The 17,038-nt window shown below is 61.6% G+C and carries 17 protein-coding genes and 1 tRNA gene; 14 read left to right on the top strand and 4 right to left on the bottom strand.

Features of this window, described 5'->3' with window-relative positions; genetic code table 11:
- The first annotated feature begins 12 nt into the window (after window positions 1-12).
- Window positions 13-3,465, top strand: coding sequence for a transcription-repair coupling factor (mfd, locus tag Q0478_RS12335; protein ID WP_298679705.1), 3,453 nt, complete (start codon window positions 13-15; stop codon window positions 3,463-3,465).
- Complete coding sequence (locus Q0478_RS12330; RefSeq protein ID WP_298679703.1) at window positions 3,458-4,045, top strand: GNAT family N-acetyltransferase; 588 nt, start codon at window positions 3,458-3,460, stop codon at window positions 4,043-4,045. The genes mfd and Q0478_RS12330 overlap by 8 nt, the downstream gene beginning before the upstream one ends.
- 144 nt (window positions 4,046-4,189) lie before the next feature.
- Here the strand turns inward: Q0478_RS12330 and Q0478_RS12325 are convergent, their stop codons facing one another.
- From Q0478_RS12325 to Q0478_RS12315, 3 genes are read right to left on the bottom strand one after another with little or no spacing between them, the layout of a single operon-like run.
- Window positions 4,190-4,777, bottom strand: coding sequence for an HD family hydrolase (locus Q0478_RS12325; RefSeq protein ID WP_298679701.1), 588 nt, complete (start codon window positions 4,775-4,777; stop codon window positions 4,190-4,192).
- Window positions 4,774-5,010 carry a hypothetical protein gene (locus Q0478_RS12320; protein ID WP_298679699.1) on the bottom strand — a complete coding sequence of 79 codons (237 nt, stop codon included), beginning with the start codon at window positions 5,008-5,010 and terminating at the stop codon, window positions 4,774-4,776. Before Q0478_RS12320 ends, Q0478_RS12325 begins: the two co-directional genes overlap by 4 nt.
- Window positions 5,010-5,663 (bottom strand): alpha/beta hydrolase, encoded by a 654-nt coding sequence (locus tag Q0478_RS12315; RefSeq protein WP_298679697.1) that lies wholly within the window; start codon window positions 5,661-5,663, stop codon window positions 5,010-5,012. The genes Q0478_RS12320 and Q0478_RS12315 overlap by 1 nt, the downstream gene beginning before the upstream one ends.
- Before the next feature lie 171 nt (window positions 5,664-5,834).
- Here Q0478_RS12315 and Q0478_RS12310 point away from each other — a divergent pair, with 171 nt between their 5' ends.
- The 11 genes from Q0478_RS12310 to Q0478_RS12260 all read left to right on the top strand — a co-directional run bounded on the left by Q0478_RS12310 (window position 5,835) and on the right by Q0478_RS12260 (window position 15,347).
- Window positions 5,835-6,296 (top strand): Rrf2 family transcriptional regulator, encoded by a 462-nt coding sequence (locus Q0478_RS12310; protein WP_298679695.1) that lies wholly within the window; start codon window positions 5,835-5,837, stop codon window positions 6,294-6,296.
- Between the two features lie 208 nt (window positions 6,297-6,504).
- Entirely contained in the window at window positions 6,505-7,548 is a 1,044-nt protein-coding gene (locus Q0478_RS12305) for an aminotransferase class V-fold PLP-dependent enzyme (RefSeq protein WP_298679693.1), read from the top strand.
- Between the two features lie 38 nt (window positions 7,549-7,586).
- Window positions 7,587-9,101, top strand: coding sequence for a Fe-S cluster assembly protein SufB (sufB, locus tag Q0478_RS12300; RefSeq protein WP_298679691.1), 1,515 nt, complete (start codon window positions 7,587-7,589; stop codon window positions 9,099-9,101).
- 129 nt (window positions 9,102-9,230) lie between these two features.
- Window positions 9,231-9,824, top strand: a complete 594-nt coding sequence (locus Q0478_RS12295) for a hypothetical protein (protein ID WP_298679689.1) — start codon at window positions 9,231-9,233, stop codon at window positions 9,822-9,824.
- 127 nt (window positions 9,825-9,951) lie between these two features.
- Window positions 9,952-10,170, top strand: coding sequence for a hypothetical protein (locus Q0478_RS12290; protein ID WP_298679686.1), 219 nt, complete (start codon window positions 9,952-9,954; stop codon window positions 10,168-10,170).
- Window positions 10,171-10,172: 2 nt separating this feature from the next.
- The gene (locus Q0478_RS12285; RefSeq protein WP_298679684.1) at window positions 10,173-10,970 is read left to right on the top strand and encodes a polysaccharide pyruvyl transferase family protein; all 798 of its coding nucleotides are present in this window, start codon (window positions 10,173-10,175) and stop codon (window positions 10,968-10,970) included.
- 14 nt (window positions 10,971-10,984) lie between these two features.
- A complete protein-coding gene (gene sufC, locus Q0478_RS12280) occupies window positions 10,985-11,740 on the top strand; it encodes a Fe-S cluster assembly ATPase SufC (RefSeq protein ID WP_298679682.1) in 756 nt (251 codons plus the stop codon).
- Window positions 11,740-13,023, top strand: coding sequence for a SufD family Fe-S cluster assembly protein (locus Q0478_RS12275; RefSeq protein WP_298679680.1), 1,284 nt, complete (start codon window positions 11,740-11,742; stop codon window positions 13,021-13,023). The genes sufC and Q0478_RS12275 overlap by 1 nt, the downstream gene beginning before the upstream one ends.
- A 3-nt stretch (window positions 13,024-13,026) precedes the next feature.
- Window positions 13,027-13,524, top strand: a complete 498-nt coding sequence (locus Q0478_RS12270; protein ID WP_298679678.1) for a YIP1 family protein — start codon at window positions 13,027-13,029, stop codon at window positions 13,522-13,524.
- The gene (locus Q0478_RS12265; RefSeq protein WP_298679676.1) at window positions 13,514-14,134 is read left to right on the top strand and encodes a YIP1 family protein; all 621 of its coding nucleotides are present in this window, start codon (window positions 13,514-13,516) and stop codon (window positions 14,132-14,134) included. The genes Q0478_RS12270 and Q0478_RS12265 overlap by 11 nt, the downstream gene beginning before the upstream one ends.
- On the top strand, window positions 14,127-15,347 hold the full coding sequence (locus Q0478_RS12260; RefSeq protein WP_298679674.1) for a cysteine desulfurase: 1,221 nt from the start codon (window positions 14,127-14,129) through the stop codon (window positions 15,345-15,347). Before Q0478_RS12265 ends, Q0478_RS12260 begins: the two co-directional genes overlap by 8 nt.
- Before the next feature lie 32 nt (window positions 15,348-15,379).
- Here Q0478_RS12260 and Q0478_RS12255 read toward each other — a convergent pair whose 3' ends face one another.
- Window positions 15,380-16,876: a fused MFS/spermidine synthase gene (locus tag Q0478_RS12255; RefSeq protein ID WP_298679672.1), complete on the bottom strand. Its 1,497-nt coding sequence runs from the start codon at window positions 16,874-16,876 to the stop codon at window positions 15,380-15,382.
- Window positions 16,877-16,961: 85 nt separating this feature from the next.
- Between Q0478_RS12255 and Q0478_RS12250 the strand changes: the two genes are divergently transcribed.
- Window positions 16,962-17,038 (top strand) — tRNA-Arg (locus tag Q0478_RS12250).

The following is a 17,038-nucleotide window of genomic DNA, read 5'->3' as shown; positions in this document are numbered from 1 at the left end:
GGGGCATCCGGGATGACACAAATCACCGTGAGCGGTGCGCCGGAGGGCTTTGACGCCAAGCTGCTGGCCGCAGAGGCCGAAAAAAGCGGGGCGCTGTTGCACATTGCGCGCGATGACAAGCGCATGGCGGCGATGCAGGCGGCGCTCGGCTTTTTTGCGCCTGCGCTGCCTGTCTTTGCCTTTCCCGCGTGGGACTGTTTGCCGTTTGACCGTGTCTCGCCCAACCCCGATATTTCCGCCAGCCGCATGGCCACGCTGGCGGGGCTGGTGCACAGCCGGCCCAAGCCTTTTGTGCTGCTCACCACGCTGAGTGCGGCGATGCAGTATCTGCCCGCACGCGAGGTGCTGCGCGAGGCGGCGTTCAAGGCGCGGGTGGGCGAGCGGGTGAATGAGGAGGCGTTGCGCAACTTTCTGGTGCGCATGGGCTTTTCGCAAAGCCCGACGGTAACGGAGCCGGGCGATTATGCCATTCGCGGCGGGATCATCGACATTTTTCCGCCCGGGGATGGCGGGCCTGTCAGGCTTGATTTCTTTGGTGATGTGCTGGACGGGGTGCGCCGCTTTGACCCTGTGAGCCAGCGCACCACGGAGACGATGACCGCGGTGGAGCTGGCGCCTGTTTCGGAGGTTTTGCTCGATGAGGCGGCGATTTTGCGCTTCCGGCAGAACTACCGGCTGGAATTTGGCGCCGCCGGAACGGATGATCCGCTCTATGAGGCTGTTTCTGCCGGGCGCAAGCACGCCGGTATGGAGCATTGGCTGCCGTTCTTTCACGCGCGGCTTGAGACGATTTTTGACTACATGCCCGAGGCGTCGCTGAGCCTTGATGAGGGGCTGGAGACCAAGCGTGCGGCGCGGTGGGACAGTATTGTGGACCAATACGAGACCCGCAAGCTGGCGCAGGGCGCGCGCTCCAAGATGGACACGGTCTATAAGCCCGTGCCGGCCGAACAGCTTTACCTAAACGAGGCGGCCTGGAGCGCGGCCATCGCCCCGTTTCGCGCGCTTCGCTTGGTGACGCTGCCCCAGCCCACGGGCGCGGGGGTGATTGACGCGGGCGGGCGGATCGGGCGCAATTTTGCGCCAGAGCGCCAGGCGGAAAGCGCCAATCTTTTCAGTGTTTTGAAAGACCATATTCAAGCGAAGATGGCTGAAAAGCCGGTGCTTCTGGCAAGCTATTCGGAGGGCGCGCGCGAGCGCATCGAAGGCTTGCTGGAAGATGAAGGCCTCAGCGGCGCTGTCACGGTGCGCGACGCCACGCGCATCGGCAAGCGGGGGCTGCATCTGGCGGTCTGGCCGCTGGAGCACGGCTTTGATGCGCCCGATCTCACGGTGATTGCCGAGCAGGATGTGCTGGGCGACAGGCTCATCCGCGCGCCGCGCCGCAAACGGCGCGCCGACAACTTCCTGACCGAGGCGCAGAGCCTTTCGGCGGGAGATTTGATTGTCCACGTCGATCACGGTGTGGGGCGCTATCACGGGCTTGAGGTGGTGACAGCGCTTGGCGCGGCGCATGAGTGTCTCAAGCTGGAATATGCCGAAAAGACAACGCTTTACCTGCCGGTTGAAAACATCGAACTGCTCAGCCGTTATGGCCATGAAGAGGGCCTCTTGGACCGTTTGGGTGGCGGCGCGTGGCAGGCCAAGAAGGCCAAGCTCAAGGCGCGCATTCGCGAGATGGCCGACAAGCTCATCCGCGTGGCCGCCGAGCGCGCGCTGCGCCGTGCGCCCGTGATGGAGCCGATGGCCCACGCCTGGGAGGAGTTTGCCACGCGCTTTCCTTTTCAGGAAACCGACGATCAGCTCGTCGCGATTGAGGACGTGCTCACTGACCTTGGCTCTGGCCAGCCGATGGACCGGCTGATCTGTGGGGATGTGGGCTTTGGCAAAACCGAAGTGGCCATGCGCGCGGCCTTTGTGGCGGCGATGCAGGGGGCGCAGGTGGCCGTGATTGCGCCGACAACGCTGCTCGCGCGTCAGCACTACAAGAGCTTTGCGGAGCGTTTCCGCGGCTTCCCGCTACAGGTGCGCCCGCTGAGCCGCTTTGTCAGCACGAAGGACGCCAAGCTGACCCGCGAAGGGATCAAGGATGGCACGGTGGATATTGTCATCGGCACCCATGCGCTTTTGGCAAAAGACATTCGGTTCAAGGACTTGGGGCTCTTGATCATTGATGAGGAGCAGCATTTTGGCGTGGGGCACAAGGAACGGCTCAAACAGCTGCGCTCGGATGTGCATGTGCTCACGCTCACCGCGACGCCGATCCCTCGAACCTTGCAGCTGAGCCTGTCAGGGGTGCGCGACCTGAGCATCATCGGCACCCCGCCGGTTGATCGGCTCGCCATTCGCACCTATGTGAGCGAGTTTGACGGGGTGACGATCCGCGAGGCCTTGCTACGCGAGCATTATCGCGGCGGGCAGAGCTTTTATGTGGTTCCGCGCGTGTCGGATTTGGCGGAGATCGAGGATTTCCTCAAGACCCATGTGCCGGAGGTGTCTTATGGGATTGCCCATGGGCAGATGGCGGCGGGCGAGCTGGATGACCGTATGAACGCCTTTTATGACGGCAAATATGATGTGCTCTTGGCCACAACGATTGTGGAGAGCGGGCTGGATATTCCGACAGCGAACACGATGGTCATTCACCGCGCCGATATGTTTGGCCTCGCACAGCTCTACCAGATACGCGGTCGCGTGGGCCGCTCCAAGACGCGGGCCTATGCCTACCTCACCACCAAGCCGCGCAAGCCTCTGACCGCAACAGCCGAGAAGCGGCTGCGCGTGTTGGGCAGCCTGGATACTTTGGGTGCAGGCTTCACTTTGGCCAGTCAGGATCTGGACATTCGCGGCGCGGGGAATTTGCTGGGCGAGGAGCAGTCCGGCCAGATGCGCGATGTGGGCTATGAGCTGTATCAGCAGATGCTGGAGGAGGCGATTGCCAAAATCCGGGCGGGCGAGGCCGAGGGGATTGTGGAAGATGGCGAGTGGTCTCCGCAGATTAACCTTGGGGTGCCGGTTCTGATCCCGGAGGCCTATGTGCCGGATCTGGATGTGCGGCTTGGGCTCTATCGCCGCCTGAGCAGCCTGCAGGGCAAGGTGGAGCTGGAGGGTTTTGCCGCCGAGCTGATTGACCGCTTCGGGACATTGCCGCGCGAGGTGAACACGCTTTTGCTGGTCGTGCGGATCAAGGCGATGTGCAAAAAGGCCGGGATTGCCAAGCTCGATGGCGGACCCAAGGGCGCAACGGTGCAATTTTACAATGACAAATTCGCCTCGCCTGCGGGGCTCGTGGAGTTCATCCGCGACCAGAAAGGGCTGGCAAAGGTGCGCGACAACAAGATCGTGGTGCGCCGTGACTGGAAGAGCGACGGCGACAAGATCAAGGGCGCCTTCGCGATTGCGCGGGATCTGGCGCAGAAAGTGGCCGATGAAAAGAAGGCCAGAAAGGCAAAGGCGCATGCTTGAGAGCGGTTATCACGATGTGCCTGAGGGGCATACGGCCTCGGTTGTGACCTATCTTGAGATGCATGGCTTGCCTGCGCTGCGCGCTGTGCCGGAGGTTGAGCTCACGCTGGAGCGTGTCACAGCGCCTGATCTCGCCCGCTACCGCGCGCTGTTTCGCGCTGTGGGGGGCGATTATCTCTGGGATGCGCGGCTGCAACTGGACGACGCTGCGCTTAAAGCGATCCTGACAGATGCGCAGGTGCATCTGTACATTGCACGCAAAGGCGCGGCCGATGCGGGGCTGTTGGAGCTTGATTTTCGCGCAGCGGGGCAGTGCGAGCTGGCCTATTTCGGCCTTGCGCCGGACTATGTCGGCGGCGGTGCGGGGCGCTGGCTGATGACCCATGCGCTCACAAAGGCCTGGGCGCAAAACATTACGCGCCTGTTTGTGCACACCTGCACGCTTGATCACCCGAATGCGCTGGCCTTTTACATCCGCTCAGGCTTCAGGCCTTACAAGCGTTGCGTTGAAATCTCTCCCGATCCGCGCCCCACAGGCCGCTTGCCCGAAAGCGCCGCGCCCCAAATCCCGCGCCTATAGCCCTTTCTTATTGCCACAAATATCCCAGGGCCTGACTCCACGCAGCAAGTGCCCTCTGTCAGGTTCGCGTTCGCGTTGCGAACTGCTTAGGTCTGGGGGACAGCGTCCCCCAGCGGGTCGGATTTGCGTAGCAAATTCGAACGATCAGAGCTTCCCCCGCGCCTCAAACCATGCGGCGGCTTTGGGCTTCAGCCAGTCCCAGAGCCAGGGTGCGCCGCGTTTGATCTGGGTGCCGACGCGCGCCTCAAACTGGTCATAGCGCGTGCCATAATCGGCCCAGGAGCCGCCATCGGCGGCGAGGTTCTGGTTGGGGGGCTGGAAGCGGTCAAGCGATTTGGCAAAGCGCGCGTCGGGCGTTTCTGCGGCTTCGAATTCTTCCCAGAGCGCGCGGAATTCTGCGCCCTGATCCGGCGGCAGAAGGCCGAAGAGGCGCTCGGCCGCGGCCTGTTCGGCGGCGGCCATGTCGGCGGGGTCGTGATCGCCAAAGATCGGCGCGTCCCCTGCGTCGATCTCGACAATATCATGCAGAAGCAGCATACGGATCACACGGTCCACGCGCACGCCAGACGGGGCATCGGCGCCCAGAACCAGCGCAAAGAGCGCAATGTGCCAGGAGTGCTCGCCGGAATTCTCGTAGCGGCTGCCATCGGCGAGTTTGGTGGCGCGGGTAATTTGCTTGAGCTTGTCGGCCTCCATCAGGAAGGCCATCTGGGCAGTCAGGCGCGCGCTCATTCCTGCGGCTTCTGGGCGTCCAGCAGCGCCTGCGCTTTTTTGTGCAAAAACGCCCGCGCGGCCTTGCCTGCCATGCGCACGCGCACCTCTGTCAGGTAGGCTTCTTCGAGGGTTTGCGAGGATTTCCCCAAGAGGTCGGCCACTTCAAAGTGCAAGCGATCGTCGCCTGATTTTTCCATGATCTTGAGGGTGTCATCCGCCAGTCTTGAGGCGGTTTCCTGCATCGTGGACATCAGCGAGAGTTCTCCGTGAGCCGGCGTTTGACGTAGCCTTGCACGCTGTCCACCATCGTGTCCATGTGGTCTTTTTCAAAGAAATGGCCGGCGCCGTCGACCTCTTCATGGGTGACAGTGATGCCTTTTTGTTCATGCAGCTTGCTCACCAGCGTGCGCGTGTCCGCAGGCGGCGCGACACGGTCTGAGGTGCCGTTGATCACGAGACCCGAGGAGGGGCAGGGCGCAAGGAAGGAGAAGTCATACATATTCGCGGGCGGGCTGACCGAGATGAAGCCGGTGATCTCAGGGCGGCGCATGAGCAGCTGCATCCCGATCCAGGCGCCAAAAGAGAAGCCCGCGACCCAGCAGTGCTTGGAATTGTTGTTCATGGATTGCAGATAATCCAGTGCCGAGGCCGCATCAGAGAGCTCGCCCACGCCCTGATCATATTCACCTTGAGATCGGCCCACGCCGCGAAAGTTAAACCGCAAGACGGTGAAGCCCATGTTGTAAAAGGCATAATGCAGGTTGTAGACCACCTTGTTGTTCATCGTCCCGCCGAATTGCGGATGCGGATGCAGCACGATGGCGATGGGCGCGTCACGCTCTGGCTGGGGGTGGTAGCGGCCTTCAAGACGGCCTTCTGGACCAGGAAAGATTACCTCGGGCATGTCGTGTCTTCTCTTCCTTGAAAATGCGCGCGGCTAATCTTGACGAAATCCGTCGAGCATATTAGAACTATTCTAAATCTAGACGGGATGCCTAGTGTTGATAGCGAGATAGTCTGTGATGCAGGCGAGGTCAACAAGCGGCTTTAAGGCAAAGGCGAAAGAGGGGATAAAGTGAAGCTCAGCACCAAGGGCAGATATGCGATGGTCGCGCTGGCGGATATTGCGCTTCAGGGCGAGGGTGCTTTGGTGACGCTTGGAGATATTTCCAAGCGCCAGGACATCTCTTTGCCTTATCTGGAGCAGCTCTTTGTGAAACTGCGCCGTGCACAGCTTGTGGCATCGGTGCGCGGGCCGGGGGGCGGCTACAAGCTGGCGCGCAGCCCTGGCGACATTCGGGTTGTGGATGTGCTGGCGGCGGTGGACGAGACGGTGGACGCGCTGCAAAAGGGCGCGGGCGCAAGCGGTGCGGCGTCTGGCAGCCGGGCGCAATCGATGACCAACCGGCTCTGGGAGGGTTTGAGCGCGCATGTTTATGTCTATCTGCACGCCGCGCGGCTCTCGGATGTGATCAAGAACGAGCTCGCACCTTGCCCGGCTGTGCCGTCACTTTTTGCCGTGGTGGATGAGGCATGAGCTTTTCTGAGCATATGGCCTCGCCTGCGGCGAGACAGGTTTTGCGCCGCGCTGCGCGCGTCGCGGTGCTGGGGGCCAGCCCCCAGACACGGGGCAAACTGGGGGCCAGCCCCCAGACGCAGGGGAAACTGGGGGCCAGCCCCCAGACCCCCGGGATATTTGTGGCAATAAAAAAGGGCTTGGGGTTTGTGACTGCGGGGCAGGGTCTGTGAGCCGGGTTTATCTCGATCATAATGCGACCACGCCTTTGCGGGCTGAGGCGCGCGCGGCGATGGCTGAGGCCGAGGATATGGTTGGCAACCCCTCGTCTGTTCATGCCGAGGGGCGGCGGGCGAAGGCGTTTCTGGAGGGCTGTCGCGCGCGGCTTGCCGAAGCTTTGGGCGCGTCTGGCGCGGAGATTGTCTTTACCGGCTCGGCCACCGAGGCGGCGGCGATGGCCTTGGCGGGGCGCGGGGTGGTTTGCAGCGGTGTTGAGCATGACGCGGTGGCGAGCTGGTGTGATGTGGCGCTCACGGCAAACGCCGGGGGGCAGGTTTTTGTGCCCGAGCCGGGCTTTGCCACATTGCAGCTGGCCAATTCGGAGACCGGTGTGATGCAGGATGTGCCCGAGGGGCTTTGGATGAGTGATTTCACCCAGGGCTTTGGTAAGGTGGCGGTGGATTTTCTGCGCTCCGGGCCGCTGATGGCGATTGTTTCGGCGCATAAGCTGGGCGGGCCGAAGGGTGTGGGCGCGCTTGTGATGCGGCGCGGGATTGATCTGGATCCGGTGCTCAAGGGCGGCGGGCAGGAGATGGGCCGCCGCGCGGGCACGGAGAACCTGATTGGCATAGCCGGATTTGCGGCGGCGGCCGAGGCGGCGGCGCAGGATGTGATCCGGGGCCGGTGGGACGCAGTAGAAGAGACACGGGATTTGTTGGAGGCGGCCCTTGTGGCTGGGCCTAAACCACCTATTTTGGTCGGGAAAGGGGGGCGGCGCTTGCCCAACACCTCCTGTTTTGTCAGCCCCGGCTGGAAGGGGGAGACCCAGGTTATGCAGATGGACCTGGCAGGATTTGCGATTTCGGCGGGCTCGGCTTGCTCGAGCGGCAAGGTGAAGGTGAGCCCTGTGCTGAGGGCGATGGGCTTTGAGGAGGCTGAGGCGGGCTGCGGTGTGCGCGTGAGCCTCGGGCTTGAGACGACAGCGGAAGATGTGCTGCGCTTTGCCGAAGTCTGGACGGCGCGGGCCAAGAAGAGACAGGACAAGGCCGCCTGAGGGCGGTGTGAGCGAACAGGATGAAAAAGGAATTTGCCATGAGTGACGTGATTGTCAAAGACGGTGTCGAGGAAGAAACAGTTGAGGCTGTGCGCTCGCTTGGCGAAAAGTATAAATACGGTTGGGAAACCGAGATCGAGATGGACTATGCGCCGCTCGGACTTGACGAGGATATCGTGCGGCTGATTTCGGCCAAGAACGAGGAGCCCCAGTGGATGACCGACTGGCGGCTGGATGCTTATGCTCGCTGGAAAGAGCAGAAAGAGCCAGACTGGGCGATGGTGGATTACCCCGAGATCGACTTTCAGGACCAGTATTATTACGCGCGCCCCAAGAGTATGGAAGTGAAGCCAAAATCTCTGGACGAGGTCGACCCGAAGCTTCTGGCGACCTATGCCAAGCTTGGGATCCCGCTTAAGGAGCAGATGCTTCTGGCCGGTGTGGAGGGCGCGGAAGAGCTCACCGATGCGCCCCGCAAGGTTGCGGTGGACGCGGTGTTTGATTCTGTTTCGGTTGGCACGACCTTTCAAAAGGAGCTCAAAGAGGCGGGTGTGATTTTTTGCTCGATTTCTGAAGCCATCCGCGAGCATCCGGAGCTTGTGAAGAAATATCTCGGCTCGGTTGTGCCGGTGACGGACAATTATTATGCGACGCTCAATTCGGCGGTCTTCTCGGACGGTTCGTTTGTTTATGTGCCCCCCGGCGTGCGCTGCCCGATGGAGCTATCGACCTATTTCCGCATCAATGCGGAGAACACCGGGCAGTTTGAGCGCACGCTCATTATTGCCGATAAGGGCAGCTATGTGAGCTATCTTGAGGGCTGCACCGCGCCGCAGCGTGACACGAGCCAGCTTCATGCGGCTGTTGTCGAGATTATCATCGAGGAAGATGCCGAGGTGAAGTATTCGACGGTGCAGAACTGGTATCCGGGCGACGAGACCGGCAAGGGCGGGATTTACAACTTTGTGACCAAGCGCGCCGATTGCCGGGGCGACCGGGCCAAGGTGATGTGGACCCAAGTGGAGACCGGCTCGGCGGTGACGTGGAAATATCCGAGCTGCATTTTGCGCGGCGATGACAGCCAGGGCGAATTTTACTCGATTGCCATCACCAACAACCACCAGCAGGCCGACACCGGCACCAAGATGATCCACCTTGGCAAAAACACCAAGAGCCGGATCGTCTCAAAGGGGATCAGCGCGGGGGTGGCGCAGAACACTTATCGTGGGCTGGTGTCCATGCACCCCAAGGCGAAGAACTCGCGCAACTACACCCAATGCGACAGCCTGCTGATCGGCGACAAATGTGGTGCCCATACGGTGCCGTATATTGAAGTGAAGAACAATTCGAGCCGGGTGGAGCATGAGGCGACGACCTCCAAGGTGGATGACGAGCAGATGTTTTACTGCCGCCAGCGCGGCATTGGCGAGGAAGAGGCCGTGGCGCTGATCGTCAATGGTTTTGCCAAGGAAGTGCTGCAAGCCTTGCCGATGGAGTTTGCCATGGAAGCCCAGCAGCTCGTGGCAATCAGCCTGGAAGGCTCGGTTGGCTGATGCGCCTGCGCGCCCCCACATATGGCCCAGATGCGCCAGAAGCCCTGCGCAAAAACGCGCGGCTTTTGCCGTATTTATGCCCGACTGGCCCGTTAACCTTTATGGCAGGTCATGAAGTGAGGGGCGCCAATGCTCAACAGGAATCTGGATGCGTTTCAGGCGCGGATCGGGCGGATCGCCCGCGAAGAGGGGGCCGCACGCCAGCTGATTGCGGGCGAGGGCGCGGTCAACGAAACACGGATCAGCGCCGCCCAGATCAAGCGCGCCCGCGCCGCTCAAAGCGCGGTCCAGTCTGGCAGACAGGCCGGGCTGGCCGGATGGTGTGTGCATTTTGTGCTGCGCCCAGCCGCGGGCTTGGCTCTGGGCGGTTTGGCGCTTCTGTTAGGGCGGCTGGCCAGCCATCATCTTGTGGCGCCTTATTTTGCGGCGCTGTCCAGCCTGTCGGGCTGGGATGGGGCGTTTTTGCGCCATGGGGCCGATCTGGTGTTGGGGGCAGGCTTTGCGCTGTGCCTTCTGCTACTGGTGCGCCGAAAGCTGCGGCTGGTCTGGCTGGCGGCGGGCTTTGCGCTGATGTTTGTGGGCGAGGCCAGAGTGGCTCAACAGGTGCCCGCGCTGTGGCAGCAGATGTTTTCGCCCGCCTATCTGGTGCAAAAACAGAGCGAAGAGGCCGCTCTTCACAGCCGCTTGCGCGGGTTGCGCAGCCTGATGCAAAGCCGCCTCTGACCCGAACGGCAACACCTTTACCCGGTTTGAACCTGCACGGCTGGTCTGTGCGGGGCTCCTTTGATATGTGCCACGCAGCCCTTGGCAGGGCGCGTGCCGATGACCTTTTTGCGAGAGAGTGCGCCCCATGAAAGAGACCATTTCAAGCTTTATCGAAACCAACAAAGCCCTTGTGGTGCCGGTTGTGGCGGGGGCTGCTCTTGGGCTTGTGCTCAACTGGCTTGATGTGCCTGCCTGGATTGTGGGAGCTGTGGTGGCGGCAGTTGTGGCGCGTGGCTCTGACAAGTTGATGGCGCTTTATGAGAGCCATGTTGCGCCGCGCTTGGGCCGGAACGGGGGCCACTGACGATGGCAGCTGCGCCACTCAAGCTTTATTGGTGGGATGCCAAACCCAATTTTGGCGATGTGCTGAGCCGGATTGTGACGGGCTATGCCAGCGGGCGCGCTGTTGTCCATGCGCAGCCGCGCGACGCCGAGCTGTTTGCGGTTGGCTCCATTTTGCAATTTGCCAAGCGGGTTTGGGGCAAGGACACGCGCCCGGCGCATCGGCCTGTTATTTGGGGCACGGGCATGATGGGTGCTTTGCGCAATGATTTTGTTGCACATGTGGACATTGCCATGTTGCGCGGGCCGATCAGCGCCGCCTTGCTGGGGGTGAAGACCGAGAGCTTTGCAGACCCGGGAGTGTTGACGGCAGAGGCGCTTGGAGAGCGCCCTGTGCGCGAGGACAAGGTCGGGTTGGTTTTGCACCATGCCCAGTTGGGGGATCCGCGGGTGACGGCGCTGTTACAGGCGCAGCCGGCGCTGCATTATATTGATGTGCAGCAAAGCCCTGAGCAGGTGTGCCGCGAGATCGGGCGCTGTGCGCATGTGATCTCTTCAAGTTTGCACGGGCTGATTGTGGCAGACAGCTACGGGGTTCCCAACACATGGCTCGACCCGATGCAGCACGGGCGGCTTAAGTATTACGACTATGCCGCAGGGGTTGGGCGGGTGATGCCACTGCCCCTGCGCCATGAGGACATCGCTGCGGCATTGCCCGGGCTGGCGACGGGTGATCTGCCCTATGCCAGCGCGGTTGCCGAGGCAAAAGAGAGACTGATCAGAGATTTTCCAGCCCATTTGAAGGCTGGGGCGACACATTAAGGAAAGGCGCGACTATGTTGGAAATCAGAGACCTGCGGGTGAAACTGGAAGAAGAAGACAAGCAAATCCTCAAGGGGGTGAACCTGACGGTGGAAGCCGGGAAGGTGCATGCGATCATGGGGCCGAACGGCTCTGGCAAATCGACGCTGTCTTATGTGCTTTCGGGCAAAGAGGGCTATGAAGTGACTGGCGGCAGTGCCACACTGGACGGGGATGACCTGTTGGAGCTGGAACCAGAGGAGCGCGCGGCGCTCGGGCTGTTTCTGGCGTTTCAATACCCTGTGGAAATTCCCGGGGTGGGCAACATGACCTTCCTGCGCACCGCTGTGAACGCGCAGCGCAAGGCGCGTGGTGAGGAGGAAATGTCCTCGACCGAGTTTCTGAAAGTGATCCGCGCCAAGGCCAAGGAGCTCAAGATTGATGCTGAGATGCTCAAGCGCCCGGTGAATGTGGGCTTCTCCGGCGGCGAGAAGAAGCGCAACGAGATTTTGCAGATGGCCATGCTGGAGCCGCGCATGTGTGTGCTCGACGAGACTGACTCGGGCCTTGATGTGGACGCGATGAAGCTTGTGGCCGATGGCGTGAACGCGCTGCGCAACGAGGGCCGCGGCTTTCTTGTGATCACCCATTATCAGCGTCTGCTCGACCATATCAAACCCGATGTGGTGCATATCATGGCGGATGGCCGGATTGTGAAATCAGGCGGCCCCGAGCTGGCGCTTGAGGTGGAAAACAACGGCTATGCAGATATTCTGGCCGAGGTGGCATGATGACGGCAATTCTGAAATCCAAGCAGGCGGCGGCGGCCACGCGGCTGGACGCCATGAGCGCGCCTAAGAGTGCCAATTGGGCCACGCCCGCCCGTGCGGCGGCTTTGGCGCGGGTCGAGCGGATGGGTCTGCCGTCGCGGCGCGATGAATATTGGAAATTCACCCGCCCCGACACGCTCACGCAGGCAGACGCGCCGCACGCGGCGGTGTTTGTGCATGATGAGGCGCCGGTGTTTGACAGCTTTGATCGGCTCAAGATTGTCTTTGTGGACGGTGTCTTTGATGCTGCCGCCTCTGACGATCTGGCGCTGGAGAGTGTGGAAATTTCGCGCCTTGCGGATGCGGCGGATATTTCCTGGGCTGGAGACATTTACGGCAAGCTCGAAGAGCGCGGGCAAGACCCTGTGGAACGGCCTTTGGCGGCGCTCAACACGGCTTTTGCAAGCGATGGTGTGCTGATCCGTGTGACAAAAACGCCGAGCAAGCCGGTGAGCCTGATCTATCGCCACGAGAGTGACAGCTCGGATGCCACCTTGCATCATGTGGTGAAAGTGGAGGCGGGGGCCTCGCTCACGCTTTTGGAAAACGGGCCGGCGGCGGCGCGGTTTAACAAATGCCTTGAGGCGCGTGTGGCCGATGGCGCGGAGCTGCATCATGTGCGTGCGCAGGGCCGCGACCACGAGCGCCGCGCGGTGACGCATATGTTTGTTGAGCTGGGGCGCGAAAGCGTGTTCAAGAGCTTCACGCTTACAGTCAATGGCCGTCTGACGCGCAATGAGTGCATCATCGAGTTCACCGGCGACAATGCCACGGCCCATGTGGCCGGAGCGGCGCTTGGCGATGGCGATTTTGTGCATGATGACACGGTGTTCATCACCCATGACGCAGTGAATTGCGAGAGCCGTCAGGTCTTCAAGAAGGTGCTGCGCAACGGGGCGACGGGCGTTTTTCAGGGCAAGATCCTTGTGAAGCCTGACGCACAAAAGACCGACGGCTACCAAAAGTCACAGTCTCTTTTGCTGGATGGCGACAGCCAGTTTCTGGCCAAGCCCGAGCTTGAGATTTACGCCGATGATGTGGCTTGTTCGCATGGCTCCACCACCGGGGCGATTGACGAAGATGCGCTCTTTTATCTGCGGGCGCGCGGCGTTCCGCAGGATGTGGCGACCGACCTTATGACGCTGGCGTTTTTGGCGGAAGCCGTTGAAGAGGTGGAAGACGCAGCATTGGCTGACGAGATCACGGGGCGGCTTGAGGGCTGGCTTGTGCGGCACCGTGACTGATCCATGTCGGTTGTGATGGACATTGTGGCGACCTATCGCGGCCCGGCGCGGGTGTTGCGCCGGTTTGCCGCGGCGGGCCAGCGCGAGGATCGTGCGGTGGCCATTCTCATGGCGGGCTGTGCGGTGGTTTTTGTCAGCACATGGCCCGCGCTTTCGCGGCAGGCGCATTTGTCGGGGCAAGATGTGAGCATGTTGCTTGGCGGCGCGCTGTTTTCATGGCTCTTCATCATGCCGCTTGTCCTTTATGTGCTGGCCAGTCTGGCCTTTGGGCTGGGGCGGGCACTTGGCTTAAAGGGCAAGGCCTGGGCCTTTCGCATCGCGCTTTTCTGGGCGCTTTTGGCGGCCTCGCCCTTGATGCTCTTGCATGGGCTGGTCACCGGATTTCTGGGCGATGGGCCACCGCGAATGATCGTTGGGGCGCTTTGGCTCGTAGTCTTTTTATGGTTTTGGCTGAGTGGCAGCCGCGCGGCGGCAAAGGAAAGTGCAACGCATGGACATTAGAGAGCTTGTGAAAGCCACGCTCCTACAGCCGGTTGCGGCGGCGCAAACGGTGATGGCGCTTAACCTTTCGCGCGATGTGCTTTGGTTGGCGTTGTTGCTGGCGGCGGTGCTCAATGCGCTCTTGTTTTCGCTGGGGTTTCAAGCGCAACCACCGCAAGGGTTTGAGGGGTTGAGCGCTGAAGAGACGGCGCAAATCACCTTCATGATCAGCTATTTCAGCAGCCCTCTGCGGGTGGCTGTGACGGTGGCCTTGGCTTTGGTGATGTCAGTTTTTGCCTTTCTTGCCGGCGGGCGGATGCTTGGCGGGCAGGGCCGTCTTGAGGGGGTTCTGGCTGTGCTGACCTGGTGGCAGTTTGTCGGGCTGGCGATGAGCCTGGCCATTTTGGGGCTGGGCTTTGTCTCGTTGGCCTTGGCGCAGCTGCTCTCGTTTTTGGGCAACATCTGGCTACTGTATGCGCTCATCGGGTTGCTGAGCGGCGCGCATCACTTTGAGAGCCTGATCAAGGGCATTGGCACGGTGGCGTTGTCGCTGTTGCTGATGGCTGTGGGGCTTTTGTTTCTTCTCACCCTTATCGGGCTGATCATGCCCTCGGGAGTCGCTCATGTATGATGTTTCCAAGATCCGTGCCGATTTTCCCATTTTGAGCCGCCAGATCAACGGCAAACCGCTTGTCTATCTGGACAATGGCGCCTCGGCGCAGAAACCTCAGGCGGTGATTGATGCGGTGCACCGCGGCTATGCGCAGGAATATGCCAATGTGCACCGCGGCTTGCACACGCTGAGCAATATTTCGACCGAGCGCTACGAAGCTGTGCGTGCGATTGTGGCGCGCTTTCTGGGCGCGGGCTCAGAGGAGGAGATTATCCTCAATTCGGGCACAACCGAGGGGATAAACATGGTCTCTTATGCCTGGGCCGCGCCACGGCTTGAGGCGGGTGATGAGATTGTTCTGTCGCTGATGGAGCATCATGCCAATATCGTCCCCTGGCATTTCCTGCGCGAGCGGCAGGGGGTTCAGCTCAAGTGGGTTGATGTGGAGCCCACCGGCGCGCTGGATGCCGAGAAGGTTATCGCGGCCATTGGCCCCAAGACCAAGCTTGTGGCCATCACCCAGCTCTCCAATGTGCTGGGCACCCATGTGGATGTGACACGTATTTGCGCGGCGGCGCGCGAGAAGGGTGTCGCTGTGCTGGTGGATGGCTCGCAAGGGGCTGTGCATGCGCCGGTGAATGTGGCCGAGATGGGCTGTGATTTTTACGCCATCACGGGGCATAAGCTTTATGGCCCTTCCGGCTCTGGCGCGATTTATGTCAAGCGCGAGCGGATGGAAGAGATGCGCCCCTTTATGGGCGGGGGCGATATGATCCGCGATGTGACCAAGGAAGCTGTCTCCTATACCAGCGGCCCGATGCGCTTTGAAGCGGGCACGCCCGGGATTGTGCAGACCATTGGGCTGGGTGTGGCGTTGGAGTATCTTATGGAGCTGGGCATGGAGAATGTGGCCGCCCATGAGGCCGGTTTGGCCGCCTATGCGCGCACGCGGCTTGGTGGGTTGAACTGGCTGGAGCTGCAAGGCACAACGCCTGACAAGGCCGCGATCTTTAGTTTTACCATGCAAGGCGCGGCCCATGCGCATGATATTTCGACCATTCTGGACAAGAAGGGCGTTGCCGTGCGGGCTGGCCAGCATTGTGCGCAACCTTTGATGGAGCATCTGGGCCTGAGCGCCACCTGCCGCGCGAGCTTTGGGCTTTATAACACGCGCGAGGAAGTGGATGTGCTGGTCGAGGCTTTGGAGCTGGCGCATAATTTGCTGGGGTGATCGGGCGCTGTCACCGCGCCGTGCGGCGCTTGTTATTGGGCGCGCAGGCCCATGAGGCGGTCGATCGGTGCAAAATCATCTGTCAGGATCAGGCTGTCGGCGCGCATGATCTGCGCAACCATCCTGTCTGAGAGGGCGGCAAAGCGCGTTGGGTCAGGGGTGCCTGTGGTGAAGCTGTCAGAGCGGGTGCGGCTTTGACCGGCAGCGATAACAAACACCATCCGCGCGCCCGCGTCTGGCTGGCGCGCCTCTGTCCAGACTTCCAGCTCCTCAAAGACCGTCGCCAATGTGCGCAGCACCGCGCCGAGCGTTTGCAGGCGGTCTTCATGGTCGATGACATTCATCAGAAAGCTGCCCTGGGGGGTTAGGCGGCTGCGCACGAGCTGGAAAAACTCCTGTGTGATCAGGTGTTGGGGCACGGCGATATCCGCGAAAGCGTCTCCGATGATCATATCATAGCGCGCCGCACGGCGGGCGAGGGCGCTGCGGGCGTCTTCGTGCAGCACCGTGGCGCTGGTGGGATCAAACCAGAACCGTTGCACCGCAAGCTCGGTGACTGCCGGGTCTATCTCGGCCACGGTGATCGGGCCTGTGCCGCGTGTGGCCATGGCGCGAGGCAGTGAGTAGCTGCCGCCGCCGATGAAGAAGCTGCTGAAATCAGGGCGGGGCGCACGCAGCCGAGCGAGGCTGTCCAGCATGGCGGCATGATCGGTGAACATCAAAAGCGGGCTGGCCCGGGCGCTGGTGCCATGCACGAGGTGGTCGAGAACCATCATATGCACCGGGGCCTCAGGATCGTCTGAAAGCACGATGGTGCGGATGCAGAAGTGGTCTGATTCCCGATCGCAGGGGCTGGGCGCGGCCAGCGCATAGCCCGCAAGCACCAGCGACAGCAGGCTGGCCGCAAGCGCCGTGCGCGGCAGCCGCCCCGCGAGGCTGAAACACAGCACCGCCATCGCAACGTAAACCGCCGCCACCAGCGCCAGCGTGAGCGTGGAGCCGAGATAGGAAATGAAGACAAACCCGGCCAGCAGCGTGCCCAAAATGGCCCCCAGCGCCCCGGCGGCAAAAAGCGCCCCAAGCGCGCGCCCGGACTGAACGGACGTTTGCGCCCCGATCTGTGCGAGCACCGGCGCTGGCACCCCGGCAAAGAGAGAGGGCAGAAAAAACGCCCCCGTGCAAAGCGCGACAATCGCCCAGAGCGGATGCGCGACCGCAGCAAGGAGCGGCCCCGCAATACCATGCAACACGCTGACGGCGAGCGCAGTTGTGAGGGCCGCCCCGAGCAGCACCCAACCGGTCTGGCGCAGCGCCTGCGCCTGAGGCTTGCTAGCAAGCAGCCCGCCCCACCAGTGCCCAGCAGAAAACCCCGCCAGCACGACGGCAATCACGGCCGTCCAAGTGTAAAGCGACATGCCGACATAGGGCGCAAGCATTCGCCCTGCCACGATCTCCACCACCAAAGACGCAGCCGAAACCACGGTTTGCACCAGCACGAGACTCCAAAGGGGCGGGTTAGAAACTGTCATACCCGCATTTTTGCGCGTCTGCGGGCTTTGTCCAGCGATATTCGTGATTGCGAGCCTGCGCGGGGGGGGCTATAGAACCCGCAGTGCACCCGTAGCTCAGCTGGATAGAGCGCTGCCCTCCGAAGGCAGAGGCCAGAGGTTCGAATCCTCTCGGGTGCGCCA

It is taken from the genome of uncultured Lentibacter sp. (assembly GCF_937123735.1).
GTDB lineage: Bacteria > Pseudomonadota > Alphaproteobacteria > Rhodobacterales > Rhodobacteraceae > Lentibacter.
Note: the sequence above shows the minus strand (reverse complement) of the source record. Positions and strands in the feature narration are given on the sequence as shown.

Coding starts and splice junctions, on each gene's coding strand:
- mfd (WP_298679705.1), top strand. CDS start 13: ATGACACAAATCACCGTGAGCGGTGCGCCGGAGGGCTTTGACGCCAAG.
- Q0478_RS12330 (WP_298679703.1), top strand. CDS start 3,458: ATGCTTGAGAGCGGTTATCACGATGTGCCTGAGGGGCATACGGCCTCG.
- Q0478_RS12325 (WP_298679701.1), bottom strand. CDS start 4,777: ATGAGCGCGCGCCTGACTGCCCAGATGGCCTTCCTGATGGAGGCCGAC.
- Q0478_RS12320 (WP_298679699.1), bottom strand. CDS start 5,010: ATGTCCACGATGCAGGAAACCGCCTCAAGACTGGCGGATGACACCCTC.
- Q0478_RS12315 (WP_298679697.1), bottom strand. CDS start 5,663: ATGCCCGAGGTAATCTTTCCTGGTCCAGAAGGCCGTCTTGAAGGCCGC.
- sufB (WP_298679691.1), top strand. CDS start 7,587: ATGAGTGACGTGATTGTCAAAGACGGTGTCGAGGAAGAAACAGTTGAG.
- Q0478_RS12295 (WP_298679689.1), top strand. CDS start 9,231: ATGCTCAACAGGAATCTGGATGCGTTTCAGGCGCGGATCGGGCGGATC.
- Q0478_RS12290 (WP_298679686.1), top strand. CDS start 9,952: ATGAAAGAGACCATTTCAAGCTTTATCGAAACCAACAAAGCCCTTGTG.
- Q0478_RS12285 (WP_298679684.1), top strand. CDS start 10,173: ATGGCAGCTGCGCCACTCAAGCTTTATTGGTGGGATGCCAAACCCAAT.
- sufC (WP_298679682.1), top strand. CDS start 10,985: ATGTTGGAAATCAGAGACCTGCGGGTGAAACTGGAAGAAGAAGACAAG.
- Q0478_RS12275 (WP_298679680.1), top strand. CDS start 11,740: ATGACGGCAATTCTGAAATCCAAGCAGGCGGCGGCGGCCACGCGGCTG.
- Q0478_RS12270 (WP_298679678.1), top strand. CDS start 13,027: ATGTCGGTTGTGATGGACATTGTGGCGACCTATCGCGGCCCGGCGCGG.
- Q0478_RS12265 (WP_298679676.1), top strand. CDS start 13,514: ATGGACATTAGAGAGCTTGTGAAAGCCACGCTCCTACAGCCGGTTGCG.
- Q0478_RS12260 (WP_298679674.1), top strand. CDS start 14,127: ATGTATGATGTTTCCAAGATCCGTGCCGATTTTCCCATTTTGAGCCGC.
- Q0478_RS12255 (WP_298679672.1), bottom strand. CDS start 16,876: ATGACAGTTTCTAACCCGCCCCTTTGGAGTCTCGTGCTGGTGCAAACC.